The organism is Bacillus sp. FDAARGOS_1420 (assembly GCF_019344915.1).
Lineage (GTDB): Bacteria > Bacillota > Bacilli > Bacillales > Bacillaceae_G > Bacillus_A > Bacillus_A mycoides.
This window is the reverse complement of the sequence record NZ_JAHWJB010000002.1, coordinates 360,618-374,536: the sequence shown is the minus strand read 5'-3', so window position 1 is coordinate 374,536 and position 13,919 is coordinate 360,618. Positions and strand designations below refer to the sequence as shown.

The window sequence follows — 13,919 nt, the reverse complement described above, 5'->3', positions numbered from 1 at the left end:
TTTTTACATTTTACAGGGAAAAAACATTAAAAATTCACTTCATGTTCACTTCTATATTCTACAATAGCGATAACATATTCGGATGAGGTGTTAGCATGAAAGGAAAAAGTACATTCATTATCACTGCACTAATAAGTATATTAATACTATCTGCTTGCGGACAAAAAAATGACTCGGCCACAATCGCTACAACAACAAACTCAACCATTACGAAGAGCGATTTCGAAAAACAATTGAAAGATCGATACGGAAAAGACACGCTATACGAAATGGTAGCACAAGATGTTATTACTAAAAAATATAAAGTATCTGATGATGCAGTAGATAAAGAAGTAGAAAAAGCAAAAGATCAATACGGAGAACAATTCAAAGCAACACTAGAAAATAATCGTTTAAAAGATGAAGAAGATTTCAAAAATCAAATTAAATTCAAACTTGCATTGAATGAAGCGATTAAACAAAGCGTTACAGAAAAAGATGTGAAAGACCACTATAAACCAGAAATTAAAGCTAGTCACATTTTAGTAAGTAACGAAAATGAAGCGAAAGAGATAAAGAAGAAATTAGATACCGGCACTTCATTTGAAGAATTAGCAAAACAAGAATCTCAAGATTTAGCATCAAAAGATAATGGCGGAGACCTCGGATACTTCGGGGCAGGCAAAATGACACCTGAATTTGAAAAAGCTGCCTACAAATTAAAGCCCGGCCAAATTAGCAATCCCGTAAAGTCACCAAACGGCTATCACATTATTAAACTAACTGATAAAAAAGATTTACAACCTTACGATAAAGTGAAAGACTCTATACGTAAAGACTTAGAAGAAGAACGTCTTGCCGACCCTTCCTTCGGTCAAAAATTATTACAAGATGAATTAAAAAAGGCGGATATTAAAATAAATGATAGTGACTTGAAAGATACATTTTCTCATCTTTTTGGGAAAGGGAACTAAAATAAAGCACGATCTTATTTTTTCAAATAAGGTCGTGCTTTTTATTCTTTCATTAATACTTTCAACTTTTTCTTCAGACTTTTATAATGCCAATTGATGTGATCTAGTTCTATCTCTACTTCAATTAATATATCTATTAAGTCATCTTTATTTTACTGAAAGTTCACCATACTCTCAAGCAACTTTTCAAACCTTTGACTACTCTCATATATATCACTTAAATCAACTGCCGCTATTTCACGTTCTTTTTCGGGGGATAATACGGAAAGGCTCTTTATTAATTGTTCCAGTACATTATCTTGCACTTTCATACCTCCCTTAATTCGATGCTTATACCTCTTTCTTTAACATTTCAAAATTAACCATGGATACCACAATACCTCTTCTGCCTCAATTTCCCCATCATCAATTAAATGGATAATCTGCTTTGCATCTTCATACTTATCAACAAGTGATAATTCATTTAATTTCTTGCCAAACGCTTTAAAGTCCACTTGCAAATTATTATAAATAAATGAGTAAAACCAATCGGGCTCGTAGCCGCATATATCAAATCCTAATATTTCATCATTTTTAACATCAGCAGGTAATGAACTTTCGAGAAAGTCATATATAGAAACTTTAAAGTCATTTTCTTCTCGCTCATTCATTAAAAAATCCGTCCGATACTCTTCTGAAAGATGCAAACTAATAATCTCTAAATTTTCTATCCCTTTTAAATAATTTCGCTTAAAGAATCTCGCATCTTCTAAATTTTTAAAAGCATTCGGCCACGAGAACTTTTCTTCTTCCATTAGTGTATCTAAAAAAGATTGTCCACTTTCATGTTCCTCTTTATTAATCTTCAATCTTCCATTTATCATCTGAGCAATAGGATCATTTTTATTTGAATTACACCAAGTGAAAAACCAATAATCCGGAAATGTGGGTCGAATCCCATTACATATCGTTAAAATCGTTTGTGATAGTCCCTCAATATTGCATTCTTTATAGATAAGTTCCCTATCGTAGGAAATTATGAGGTATCCGGCGTTATAAAATTTCATATGCATATCTCCTTTTCAAAGGGTTGCTAAACATTCATTACAAATGTGGAATCCTCATACTTCCGGTTAGCTATACAGTTTCTACTTTACGGATGCTCTCTAGTTTCTTTATACTCATCAATAATATATCCTGAATAAGCAGTAGCCTGCCTCTCATATCCAATTCTCGTTAGTTTTATATCATTAATCCATTGGAAATAATGCGTTAGCTCATGCGCAATAGTAACCAGATAGCACCCTAAAGCGTTATCTTTTCCATTTCGCTTTTCACCAATGACGCGGTCTGCTGAATCATAAACAGATTCTAAAATCGAGCCGTTTGGCATTTTTGTCTGAATTTTGTTTGCATTCTCATCATACGTATGTTCAATACGACGGTTTAACGCATCAATGTAGACTGTATTTTTATTATCTACATCATATTCATATTTGTGTGTTTGTGTTTTCCCACCAAACATGACAGATTTCTCTGTTGTATTTCCTTAAAAAAATAATCCCCTAACATTTTAAATATCAATAATAACATGAATATTCAATTAATTTATCGTATTTTTTAGAAAATGGCAAAACAAAAAAGACCCATCCCCTAACAAACTAGAGAAAAATAGATCTTTTTCATTCACTTTATTTCTTAAAGTAAGTCCAGCCTTCTTCTTGGTAAATCTTTTCTTCTTTCATCAGTTTACCAAGTGCGCGTTTAAAGGCAGCTTTACTCATATTGAAACGTTCTTTAATGTCTTCTGGGTTACTCTTATCCCAAAACGGCATTGCTCCGCCTCGTTCTTCCATATATGCATAAAGTACTGCTGCATCATCTTCCATTCCTTCTTCTTTACGAGGAAGAAGTGAAATGTTAATTGTACCGTCGTCTTTCACGTCAATAATACGGCCCGTTACGCGCTCACCGATGCGGACTTGTTCTTTTCTTTCTGTATGGTGTAAGAAAGCACGGAAATGCTCGTCAGTTAGTATGAATGAACCAACTTGAAGTGAGCGATACACACGTCCATTTACGTTTTTATTGCGCATAGATGGCGTTGCATCTACGATAATTTCTTGCATATCACTATCTCTTGCCGGAAGAGCAATTAAACGATCACGATTCGTTAATTTTAACGTACAATATAATTCGTCGCCTTCCTGAGGCCATACTGGCATATAAATTGGGAACTCATCAAGTGGAATTAGTATATCTTTTGATACACCAATATCAACAAACACACCTAAACTAGGAATAACTTCTACAACCTTTACCCAATTCCAATCATGTGTTGTAATAATTGGTTCCTTCATTGTTGCTGAAATACGATTTTGGTGATCAAGGTATAAGAATACATCAATCGTATCGCCTTCTGCAATTTCTCCAGCTAATTCGTTTTTATGTAGGAAGATTTCTTCCTCTTCGTTTCCAACCATATATCCGATTTCCGTTTCGCGTAAAACAGTTACCTGTTCAATCGATCCTAATTGCAAATACATATTTTTTAATTCCCTTCTATATATATAAAATTATCTTTTTTATCATTCCAAACAAAAGTTAATTATAACACGATTTTTCCTTTATTTGTCCAACTGCCCAAAATTCACTATAATTAAATAAAGACTGTATCTATAGGACTATATTCCCCTACGGATGATCCGTCAAAACACTTAAGTTGCAACACTCTATCTAATCGATGTATTTTCCGCTATACTTTAATATGTATATTACATAGCCTATTTAGGTGCATGAAAAGATAGAAATTTATTTGGAGGTGCTAACTATGGCAAAAGAGAGTTCTTTTGACATCGTTTCGAAAGTAGAATTACCTGAAGTAACAAACGCAATTAACATCGCATTAAAGGAAATCCAAAACCGATATGACTTTAAGGGTAGTAAAAGTGATATTAAATTAGAAAAAGAAGTACTTGTTTTAACTTCTGATGACGAGTTCAAATTAGACCAAGTAAAAGACGTTCTAATTTCTAAACTTGTAAAACGTAACGTTCCAATTAAAAACTTGGACTATGGAAAAGTTGAAACTGCATCTGGTAATACTGTTCGCCAACGTGCAACTCTGCAACAAGGTATCGATAAAGATAACGCGAAAAAAATCAACAACATCATTAAAGAAATGAAATTAAAAGTGAAAACACAAGTACAAGATGACCAAGTACGTGTAACAGCGAAAAGCCGTGATGACTTACAAGCAGTAATTGCAGCCGTTCGCAGCGTTGACTTACCAATCGACGTACAATTCATTAACTATCGCTAAGAAAAAAGATCCTCTATCTATACAGAGGATCTTTTCTTTTTAACCGCAATTAAAAAAGCAATAAATAATACGTTCACACCGACTATTAAGGAGATAAACAACCAATTCACACCTGTTTCTTCGCTAACTTTATACACATTCGACTCTTCGCGCTTTAAAACAAGATAAAACTTTCCGTTTTCTTCTCTTATAATTTCGTCTTCTAACAATCCTCTTAACTCTTGTTTTTCACCAATTGCACTTACAGGTAAGGAAACCTTTTGCGTTTTTTTCGTATTATTAATCGCTACTAGTGTTACTTCATCTTTATACTTTCTTTTTAGTATACTCATTCCATCTTTATCATATAGAAGTTCAAACGTACCACGTCGTAAAGATGGTCTCGTTTGTCTAAGTTCACCTAGCTTCGTTATGTGCTGCATAAACTTTTCATCAGATTTGAAATCCATTAATCGTCTATTATCTGGAGCATCTCCCCCATCTAATGCGATTTCAGTTCCGTAATAAAAATTCGGTATCCCCGGGGATGTTAATAAGTAAGTGATCGCTAGTTTTAAACGCGACGGCGGGTAATACATATTTTCTTTTGCAATACGTGCAAATCGCTTTGTTTCTTGATTATCTAAAAACGTAGCGAATTCCTCTTCTTTTCCACTCACATCATATAAAGGTTTCACAGACATATCTGCTTTTGAAAATGACTCTACTATTTTTTTATAGTACTCATTATCTTCCTTTGTCATAATGTGAAAATCTTTCTTTACCTTCTGCAAATCCTTTTGTACTTCATCCCAAAAAGAACGCGGCTTTTTTTCACTATGTATCACATAACTTCCGTCTAAATCGACTTCTTTTATCCACCATTTCATCGAGTCAATTAATTGTTGTTCATTTTCTTCATACGGAAATTGAAAGACAACTTTCATTCCTTTTTTGTGAGCCTCATTTACAAGTTCTTTCACATCATTTTCTGTTCCGAAATGTTCATTTACTTTTTGAAAGTTTCGAACGCTTAATCCATCATACTTTTCACTTTCAAAAAGCGGCGAAAGCATAATAGTAGTAAATCCCATTTCTTTTATGTAGTCCAATCTTTTTATAATCCCACGTATATCTCCGCCCTGATACCCTTCTAAATTACCAACGTCTAACTGTTTGTCATTTTTCGATTCTCCGTTATTAAAGCGATCAATCATAATGGAATATATAACTTCATCTCGCCATTCCCTTTTTTCTTCCGCAAAAGTATGTACTGGTACAAACAAAATAACAGCTAAACAAAAACAAATGAATAGTTCCTTAGTCCATATTTTTTTCACACGCATCCCCCAAACTTCCAATTGTAAGAATATTATACCAATTTTTAGAGCAAATCGCATACGTTGATTTTATCCCTCCAAAATACATCATGTTAGATTTTCTAACATTACCTAAAAAGTTTTCTGAATTTTTAGTTGATTTTTCTTTTTATTTCGAATATGATATGAAACATAACATATAGATGTTATTTTTTCTAACATCATAGGAGGAGAGAGAATGAATACGGGGGATACAGTTTTTATTTTTGTAACGACAGTAATGGTCATGTTGATGACACCAGGATTGGCACTTTTTTATGGGGGTATGGTTCGCAGTAAAAACGTACTCAGCACAACAATGCACAGTTATAGCGCAATGGCTATCGTTTCGATTCAATGGATTGTTATCGGTTATTCTTTATCATTCGGACCAGATTGGCACGGACTTATCGGCAATCTCGATTGGTTCGGTCTAAACGGAGTTACCTACGCACCAAACCCAGACTACTCATCTACTATTCCTCACAATTTATTTATGATGTTCCAACTCATGTTCGCTATTTTAACTCCCGCTTTAATTTCAGGTGCATTCGCCGAAAGAATGCGATTTTCTGCCTTTCTTATTTTTATCCTGCTTTGGACAACAATCGTTTACAATCCTGTCGCTCATTGGGTGTGGGGCGTTGGCGGATGGCTGAGAGAACTTGGTGCGCTAGACTTTGCTGGCGGTAACGTCGTTCACATCACATCTGGAGTTGCTGGTCTCGTATTAGCTATTTTCCTAGGAAAACGAAAAAACATAAGCGGTACCTCTCCTCATCATTTACCATTTACAATGTTAGGCGCAGGCTTACTCTGGTTCGGCTGGTTCGGTTTTAACGTCGGTAGTGCATTATCTTTAAATGACGTAGCTTTAACTGCATTTATTAATACAAATATAGCCGCCGCTGCCGCCGCTTTAACTTGGATGCTTTCTGAATGGTTCTTCCAATCGAAGCCAACTGCGATGGGAGCTGCTTGCGGGGTTGTTTCTGGTTTAGTCGCAATTACGCCAGCTTGCGGATTCGTTACACCTTTCTCCGCTCTTCTTATCGGAGCAATTGGCGGTATATTATGTTTTGGCGCTGTCTTCTTCTTAAAAAACAAATTCGGGTACGACGATACACTTGATGCATTTGGATGCCACGGCATCGGAGGAACTTGGGGCGGTATTGCAACTGGACTATTTGCAACTAATACTGTAAACGGTGATGGCGCTAACGGATTATTTTACGGAAACGCATCTCTCCTTTTCAAACAACTTGTAGCAATCGGCGCAACATATGCATTCACAATCATAATGACGTACGCCATCATTAAAGCGATTAACTTCTTCCTCCCTGTTCGCGTCGATGAGCACGAAGAACAAATGGGGCTTGATATTTCGATGCACGGGGAGAAAGCTTATGAGTATACAGAGAGATCTGTGAACTAAAACTTACAAACATACGAAAAAGGTGTACTCCGTTCTAACACGGGGTACACCTTTTTCGTATATTATCTATAAAACTTTCGTTTCTACAAAACGTAACAAGCAGCTATATTCCGCAGTTTTGTACTATATCACACATTATAAATGGCAACACTTCTCTAGTTTTTTGTGACCAAATCCGTTACCGCAAAAACCCAAAATCAAACCAATAAAAAAATAAAAGAGCACAGCGTATTAATAAAGTGGTGACACACTCTATTAACCGTCCGCCTAACACCGCTAGGCAAACACTTGCTGTAACTCTTTATGTACCTCATTTTACCGTACATAAGGGTTCCTCCGCAACAGTTTGCTTATATTTGGCATTCTGTTGCTTCTTTGTTTAGGAGGAGACCAACCGTTATGAAAAAGAAGTTGACATGTATTATGTATGTGTACCATTCACCAAACCTATCTGCCTATAGAATTCCTCATTTCGCTTATATAAGTGAAAAGAGATTAGGAGGTGCTCTTCATGTTACTCTCTAATTTCTTGCTCAGCACAGCAAAACGAGAGCTCAGTCCTCAACTTATTCACGTATCCACTGGAACCATTAATTATGCGGTTAAACATTTGATTGCCGAAATAGATCCTATTCTTTTTAAGCATGAAGGTCAAACCACTAAAGAATTTTTAACACCACGTCGCTATCAAGCATTAGAGGTAGTATTATCCTACCTCGTACAAGAAGGTTATTCTCAAGTAGCTCAGAAACGTTTAAGTGAGAAATCAGGGATTTCCCTTCCTCTCATCAATGAAACGCTTCAATGGTTAGAAGATTTAGAGATTTGCCACCAGATCAAAACAAGACGACATGGGAAACTTGCACCATCTGTCTATATTCTAAGCCTACATCATAATTACTTAAAAATTATTGCGTACTTTAAACAAAAATGGGCCTATGCAATCGATATGTTTTCTACTTTTACAGAATTTCTATATAAAAAAGACAGCAAAAACACAGATAAAGAAACGCATCAAGAAGAGGATGGCCCTCCTTCTACTTGCCATGGATTCGATTTATTTGCTCCTGTCGAGCCTATTAAAAGAGAAAATGATATGGATGAACAAGACAATAGCGTGCAAGAAGCAAACCCTTTCGACGGTGAAACATTAAAATTACGTTTCCAAGAGATGGACGAGCATATGAGTGAAGCGCAAAAGAAAATGTATATGTATATACTCACACAAGATACACGCATCACGGAAAAAGATGCGTATACCATCGCTTTACGTATGCCACCAGATATAGACTGGGAAGTTACACAGACATTTGAAGAATGTGTACGTGAATTTAGGCATATCCAAGCAGACGTCAGTACACCCGCGTATTTCATCACGAGATATACAAAGAAACTCCATGCATACAGGAAAATACGCATGGAGAAATATAAAAAAGAGAGAGAATCTAGAGTGGACATTGATTTTAAAATGTTTAATAAGATGCTAACCCCAAACTCTTAATATCTATTTTTCAAAACAAAATGTAATTTCTACCGCCTTGTTCAAAAAAATAACACTGACAAGGCTTTTTGTCATGCTGTTATTTTATTTACATTTCAAAATCCTTTTATACGATGAACACCAATGATTAATAGCATACGTTTTCAGTCCCAGTCATCCGTTTATTTGTCCCTCTCAAACTATTCTATTGAATAAGTAGTTGAACAAGAAATGGAATAAGAAAAAATCTTCAATCTCTTGTGACTGTAAGCATCGAATGCCTAAAATGTGAGCTAATGTATTTAATGGTTTTAATTTTTTAAAACAAGGTTTAGTGAAAGAAAAGAATTCTTATTTTGAATACAAATGAATCCTTACAAACACCGCGGCCCGTCTTATCAAGTTGATAAAGACTTTATTCACTATCGTGTTCCCCTATCTTATTCGTACAAATTTGACTCCTGCATTGGATTCAAACATTCCTAGCGAATTGTTCCTTCCTCCTGTAAATATCGCTAAAAGGACCTCCATCATATAAGTACGAGCATAACGAAAAATAGATAAAAAATCCAATTGGCTATTTTTTCAACAAATACTCGAATGTTAATTTTGGATGAAATACAAATAAAACCCTATATTGCCAACATATTCACTACTATTTCGATAAAGAAAATATTACTTTTGTCTATAGCCATTTTTTAATTAACTCAGATTTCAATACGATTGTAAATTTGACAAATTTACACAGCGAATGTTCTGAATAATTTATAGTGTATCGTCCGGATAAAACTCAAGATAAACGTACTATTACCAATAAATAATGGATTCGAATGTTCGTAATTTCAGTTATTTTTTAAGATTCATACAAATAGTATCATCATATAATTTTTCAATGATAATTATGGCACTAGTCAAAAGTACTTTTCATCATATACAACGTAGATCATCAAGCCTATACTTAGGCACATCACCTCTACTTGATGTGATGCAAGTTAACAAAATAATTCAACTAGAAAAGGAGATTTACGTATGAAGTACAAAGATCGAACACATGCAAAGCGCAAATGCAAACAAGCGCTTCTTGCAACAGTCGCAACGATGACATTAGGGGTAAGTACATTGGGAAGTACATCTTCTGCATTCGCTGAGGAAAAAGACACGAATGCTACTCAACAACAAAATACTGCTCCACAAAAAGATGCTGGTACTTATTATGAGGATAAAAAACTGAATCCTTTAGCACAATTTGATACATGGACACAAGATCTTGGAAAAACAACCGGTGCAGCAAATTATAAGACCACACTTGGTATGGCAGAAAAATTATTACCAACAATTTATAAAGATTTAAACAGTGGGAATCTTAACAATACTGCGAGGTCCTTTGTGATGTTAAGCACAGCGACGATTCCATATGCTGGAGCATTCATTTCTCCAATACTTGGTCTAATTTGGCCAGAAAACGGTCCAAATATAAAGCAGATGCTAGAAGATATGAAAAAAGAACTTTGTAATATAATGGACATAAAAATAGAGGATTACGATTTATCTACCCTTGGATCATCTAACAGGGGGATGATGAAAAATCTACAAGAGCTTGAAAACTCACTAAACGGCACGATACCTCCTTTGAACGAAATATCGGAATACGTCAATGAAGATGCTATTAACGCTGCCCGTGTAGTAAATATTCAAAGTGATTTCAATACTCTTATAGAGCAGGCTAAAAAAGTGAATCCAAACGATCAAGGGACAGATTTCCAATTGGCCGAACTTCCTCTATACACAATTATTGCATCAGCTCACTTGGAATTCATGCAGCTTGTAAAACAAGCCGCGAAATCACCTAAATTAAATCTTACGGATGCTGCCACAGCCAATATTATACAAAATCTACCGAAAGATCGAGAAGATTATAAAAAACATATAGAAGAAACATATAAAAGAGGAGAAGACAAACTTACTAAAAAAATAAAAACCGAAACAGATAAAATTAATAACATTGTCAGCAGCGTCCGCGACAGCGGCATGGGTGCCAACGGCATTAGTTATAACTCTACTTCTGGTGAATTTAATGATAAAACAGAAGTAGAAAAAGTCATAAAAGATTTACAAGGACAGTTAGACGAACTAAATAACAATAAGCCTCACGGAAACTCATCATATCAGGTCGAACTAAATAAATGGGATGTCAAGGTAAGAAACATTACAGATAAACTAGAACCTCTTGAACAATCCTTCTCTGAATATAATAAACTGGTCGATCAAAAGAAGACTTATTATAACAGAACACAGGGTAGCGAAGCATTCAAAATGGCATTAACAGGAAAGATTTCAAATCCAACTGGGGTACTGCAAGGCGGCACTTGGGAGCAAAAAGGGGATAAGTGGTTTTATATTGATGCGAATGGGCTAAAGAAAACTGATTGGCTTAAAGATAAGGAGAAATGGTATTACCTGAGCCCTGACGACAATACTAAAAATTCTGCGAATGAAACATTTACGAAAGGCGAAATGATGAAAAAATGGGTTGAAATTAAAGATACAAAGACTGGTGAAAAACACTGGTATTATTTCAATCCTGACAATGGTAGTATGATACAGGATAAAAAAGCCGTACAAATCGATGGCAAAAAGTATGATTTTGATTCCAATGGAGTATGCACAACTCCGAACGGCTACTAAAAAAACGAGATATATGACAATCATTCTATTAAAAACGAGTACTCTGTATAAGAAGTACTCGTTTTTTCTATACTGTCATATCAATATCCATATTGGCGGCGGTAGTTTTACTGTGTGATTTTTACATCATCATCTTATTATCCATACAAGGAACCAATTTCATATACTATAGCCTCCATACAAATACTTTTGCTTAGGGATAACCCTCTCATTTGCTGCCATCATCATGATGTTATCCGCTATACTTTAACAAATTTTATATACACTTCCACTTTATCCTCTAACATTTCTAAACTACATTGATATTGGATGCAGATCGCAACATGAAAGGCGTCTTCAACTGGAGAAAGTGCCCTATTCATCTCTTAGAGGTTTTCTAGAAGTTCCACCCTTCAAATTTACAACCAACTTTACCTATGCTTTATTATCTATATCATCTAAATCAAAATCAGTTATTACCGTTGTAGTTGCCGGAATGATCGCTTCTATTTTACAAATGGAAATAATAGTCGCAACTGTGTCAGTACTTGTTTCTAAACTAACAACATCGCAATCAATCGAATGAATAATTCCCACGTAACTTCGTGTCGAAGTATCAATCCGAACCGTTTGGTTGATTAAATTATCTAACTCTTTTTTAATACCTTGCACACAACAATTATCACACATCTCATTTTGATTTGAATGTCTCTTCCCTACCCCATGGTAATATCCCATATTTTCACTCCCTTTATTATTTTCCCTTCATCCTATGCCAGCTATCCCCAATGCGATAGGGACAATCGTTACCATTTCTTTCTTAATTTTATACATGCATATTACATTGTGATGTCCCATATATCTCCAAAGAAAAAACAACCATCCTGAAACCAAAAAGAACTTGCTTTTTTCTTTATGATTCCCTATGCCTCGCCATCATTCGGGAATTCCACATGTGCCATTCCGTTTTTCCTCCTCAGGGTTCGTCACGCCCCTCAACTCTTCGCTATTCAACTTTTTATTCTTTTTTCAATACACTTCATATTCTTTAATCCTTATAATTAATATAGGACACCCTGTATTGGAGGAGAACGAATTGATTTTCAAACTATCCATTGCACTTTTATTACTACTGTTAGCTTGCATTTGGTTATGTATCGGATGTTACTTAAAAACATCACTTTTATTAGGGTTAGGTTTGGGGGTTATTTTTGGTGTAACCATCATGCTATTACCTGATATGTTGGAATGTTTGATAAAAGGGGATGTATCCGAAAGCATGTTTAAACAAAAAAAAGAGAGTAATACCTCCTTTTTTGTCTATTTCATATATATATTGCCTGTATTACCTTTTAAGTAATGTGATATTATATCATTCTTTATCATTACATATAATACTACTGACAAACCAAATTAGAGATCGTACTTCTTTGTAATGTGAAAAAAGGGCGTTCCTCACTCGCCAGAGGAACGCCCTTTTTCATTTATTCCATATAGGCTTCATTTGCTGTTACATAGTATGTGTATCCTTTGGAATTGTGCAATCTACCCCTCAAACCTCACATACTCCCCAGATACCCATTGGTCTCCCCCAACGTTGTACCAACCATTTTGAATCCCCCAAGATTGATACCGTTCGCCTCGGTACACCTTTTTCACAATATCATAAGTCGCTCCTGGTCCCGTACGAACACGCAATACATCCGCTGTAATCGTAACGACACCTACACCATTATTAGACGGTTGTGTGGATGGAGCTGTATGACCACCACCGTTATATGCATTTTGCACCCTTTCAATAAAAGAATTCCAACGCCCTTCCGCTAACATACGATGTGGGCAGTACTTTCCGCTCCACGATTGGTGTGTGCGAACTTTACTAATTGGAATATTGTACTGTTTCATTAATTGTGCTACAACGATAATTGCATTATCTTCCGCTTTATAATATCTATCTCCACCGCTTAAAGAGTAACAGATTTCTACACTAATTGATTTTCGGTTACCTGCGCCATTCCCATCCCCACAAGCCCATGCGTTGCGTTCTAACGGAAGACCTTGTACAGCTTCTTTATCGTCTACCGCAATATGGAATGACACTTCATTATTATTTCGTATCATATAAGCAATTTCATTCTCAGCTGGCGCATCATTATACGTATTATGAACTGTGATAAATTCTGGATTCATTGTATACGGACACTTTGTACCATATTTATTTGGGTCAACTAATTTTTTTCTAATTTGCATTATTGAACATCCCCCTTTTTATCGTCTTGTTTTTGCTTACTACCTAAAATTTCAACTGCATTTGTCAACGCTTGTGGAAGTGTAATCCCCATACGCCCAGCATTTTCTAAGATGGAAAGTAATTCATTACCCATGAAGAAAAAGAGTGTCGCTTCCCGAATGGCACTATTACTACCAATCGCCGCATCTGCCTGCGTAGCTGCTCCAATCAATAAAAAAAGCACTACCTTTTTGGCAATGCCTTTGAAACCTATCTTGCTTTTGAGTTGACCAAGTATTGAAGCGGCAATCATACCTGTTACATAATCAATTACCGCTAAAGTTACTAAAATCTGCAATGTTGTATCCCACCCTCCCAAAAAATACCCACAAAAGCCACCGAAAGTGGCAATAAAAACTTTTAATACTACATCGATACGATCCACATTTTTTCCTCCTTCTTCAAGATAAAAAAAAGAGAGACACTTGTCCCTCTTTCACAAATACTTTTATATGAACA

12 protein-coding genes and 2 pseudogenes are annotated in these 13,919 nt (G+C 35.5%); 6 read left to right on the top strand and 8 right to left on the bottom strand.

The window, feature by feature from the left end:
* The first annotated feature begins 95 nt into the window (after positions 1 to 95).
* Positions 96 to 953: a peptidylprolyl isomerase PrsA gene (gene prsA / locus I6L50_RS12165; protein ID WP_219301707.1), complete on the top strand. Its 858-nt coding sequence runs from the start codon at positions 96 to 98 to the stop codon at positions 951 to 953.
* 41 nt (positions 954 to 994) lie between these two features.
* On the opposite strand, the pseudogene I6L50_RS12160 reads toward prsA, so the two are convergent.
* From I6L50_RS12160 to I6L50_RS12145, 4 genes and pseudogenes are all read right to left on the bottom strand, one after another.
* Positions 995 to 1,258 (bottom strand): annotated as a pseudogene (locus I6L50_RS12160) (hypothetical protein).
* Between the two features lie 39 nt (positions 1,259 to 1,297).
* Positions 1,298 to 1,999: a hypothetical protein gene (locus I6L50_RS12155; protein WP_219301706.1), complete on the bottom strand. Its 702-nt coding sequence runs from the start codon at positions 1,997 to 1,999 to the stop codon at positions 1,298 to 1,300.
* 245 nt (positions 2,000 to 2,244) lie between these two features.
* Positions 2,245 to 2,481 (bottom strand): annotated as a pseudogene (locus I6L50_RS35850) (hypothetical protein); the annotation flags it as partial.
* 142 nt (positions 2,482 to 2,623) lie between these two features.
* Positions 2,624 to 3,478, bottom strand: coding sequence for a CvfB family protein (locus I6L50_RS12145; RefSeq protein WP_002011240.1), 855 nt, complete (start codon positions 3,476 to 3,478; stop codon positions 2,624 to 2,626).
* 284 nt (positions 3,479 to 3,762) lie between these two features.
* Between I6L50_RS12145 and I6L50_RS12140 the strand changes: the two genes are divergently transcribed.
* Positions 3,763 to 4,254, top strand: coding sequence for a YajQ family cyclic di-GMP-binding protein (locus tag I6L50_RS12140; RefSeq protein WP_002030284.1), 492 nt, complete (start codon positions 3,763 to 3,765; stop codon positions 4,252 to 4,254).
* Between the two features lie 17 nt (positions 4,255 to 4,271).
* Here the strand turns inward: I6L50_RS12140 and I6L50_RS12135 are convergent, their stop codons facing one another.
* The gene (locus I6L50_RS12135; RefSeq protein ID WP_219301705.1) at positions 4,272 to 5,633 is read right to left on the bottom strand and encodes an alpha-amylase family glycosyl hydrolase; all 1,362 of its coding nucleotides are present in this window, start codon (positions 5,631 to 5,633) and stop codon (positions 4,272 to 4,274) included.
* Positions 5,634 to 5,790: 157 nt separating this feature from the next.
* Between I6L50_RS12135 and I6L50_RS12130 the strand changes: the two genes are divergently transcribed.
* From I6L50_RS12130 to I6L50_RS12120, 4 genes are all read left to right on the top strand, one after another.
* Positions 5,791 to 7,026 (top strand): ammonium transporter, encoded by a 1,236-nt coding sequence (locus I6L50_RS12130; RefSeq protein ID WP_219301704.1) that lies wholly within the window; start codon positions 5,791 to 5,793, stop codon positions 7,024 to 7,026.
* Positions 7,027 to 7,425: 399 nt separating this feature from the next.
* Positions 7,426 to 7,551 (top strand): hypothetical protein, encoded by a 126-nt coding sequence (locus I6L50_RS34835; protein WP_257475388.1) that lies wholly within the window; start codon positions 7,426 to 7,428, stop codon positions 7,549 to 7,551.
* The gene (locus I6L50_RS12125) at positions 7,538 to 8,527 is read left to right on the top strand and encodes a Replicase RepFR55 (RefSeq protein ID WP_219301703.1); all 990 of its coding nucleotides are present in this window, start codon (positions 7,538 to 7,540) and stop codon (positions 8,525 to 8,527) included. Before I6L50_RS34835 ends, I6L50_RS12125 begins: the two co-directional genes overlap by 14 nt.
* A 1,008-nt stretch (positions 8,528 to 9,535) precedes the next feature.
* Complete coding sequence (locus I6L50_RS12120) at positions 9,536 to 11,191, top strand: N-acetylmuramoyl-L-alanine amidase family protein (protein ID WP_219301702.1); 1,656 nt, start codon at positions 9,536 to 9,538, stop codon at positions 11,189 to 11,191.
* A gap of 414 nt (positions 11,192 to 11,605) precedes the next feature.
* Here I6L50_RS12120 and I6L50_RS12115 read toward each other — a convergent pair whose 3' ends face one another.
* From I6L50_RS12115 to I6L50_RS12105, 3 genes are all read right to left on the bottom strand, one after another.
* Positions 11,606 to 11,908, bottom strand: coding sequence for a hypothetical protein (locus I6L50_RS12115; RefSeq protein ID WP_219301701.1), 303 nt, complete (start codon positions 11,906 to 11,908; stop codon positions 11,606 to 11,608).
* 807 nt (positions 11,909 to 12,715) lie between these two features.
* Positions 12,716 to 13,420, bottom strand: coding sequence for an N-acetylmuramoyl-L-alanine amidase (locus I6L50_RS12110; protein ID WP_219301700.1), 705 nt, complete (start codon positions 13,418 to 13,420; stop codon positions 12,716 to 12,718).
* Positions 13,420 to 13,845: a phage holin family protein gene (locus I6L50_RS12105; protein WP_219301699.1), complete on the bottom strand. Its 426-nt coding sequence runs from the start codon at positions 13,843 to 13,845 to the stop codon at positions 13,420 to 13,422. Before I6L50_RS12105 ends, I6L50_RS12110 begins: the two co-directional genes overlap by 1 nt.
* Positions 13,846 to 13,919: the final 74 nt, after the last annotated feature.

Bases quoted from the DNA above. Each gene is read 5' to 3' on its own strand.
- prsA (WP_219301707.1), top strand. From the start codon at position 96: ATGAAAGGAAAAAGTACATTCATTATCACTGCACTAATAAGTATATTA.
- I6L50_RS12125 (WP_219301703.1), top strand. From the start codon at position 7,538: ATGTTACTCTCTAATTTCTTGCTCAGCACAGCAAAACGAGAGCTCAGT.
- I6L50_RS12145 (WP_002011240.1), bottom strand. From the start codon at position 3,478: ATGTATTTGCAATTAGGATCGATTGAACAGGTAACTGTTTTACGCGAA.
- I6L50_RS12130 (WP_219301704.1), top strand. From the start codon at position 5,791: ATGAATACGGGGGATACAGTTTTTATTTTTGTAACGACAGTAATGGTC.
- I6L50_RS12135 (WP_219301705.1), bottom strand. From the start codon at position 5,633: ATGCGATTTGCTCTAAAAATTGGTATAATATTCTTACAATTGGAAGTT.
- I6L50_RS12120 (WP_219301702.1), top strand. From the start codon at position 9,536: ATGAAGTACAAAGATCGAACACATGCAAAGCGCAAATGCAAACAAGCG.
- I6L50_RS12140 (WP_002030284.1), top strand. From the start codon at position 3,763: ATGGCAAAAGAGAGTTCTTTTGACATCGTTTCGAAAGTAGAATTACCT.
- I6L50_RS12110 (WP_219301700.1), bottom strand. From the start codon at position 13,420: ATGCAAATTAGAAAAAAATTAGTTGACCCAAATAAATATGGTACAAAG.
- I6L50_RS12115 (WP_219301701.1), bottom strand. From the start codon at position 11,908: ATGGGATATTACCATGGGGTAGGGAAGAGACATTCAAATCAAAATGAG.
- I6L50_RS12155 (WP_219301706.1), bottom strand. From the start codon at position 1,999: ATGAAATTTTATAACGCCGGATACCTCATAATTTCCTACGATAGGGAA.
- I6L50_RS34835 (WP_257475388.1), top strand. From the start codon at position 7,426: ATGAAAAAGAAGTTGACATGTATTATGTATGTGTACCATTCACCAAAC.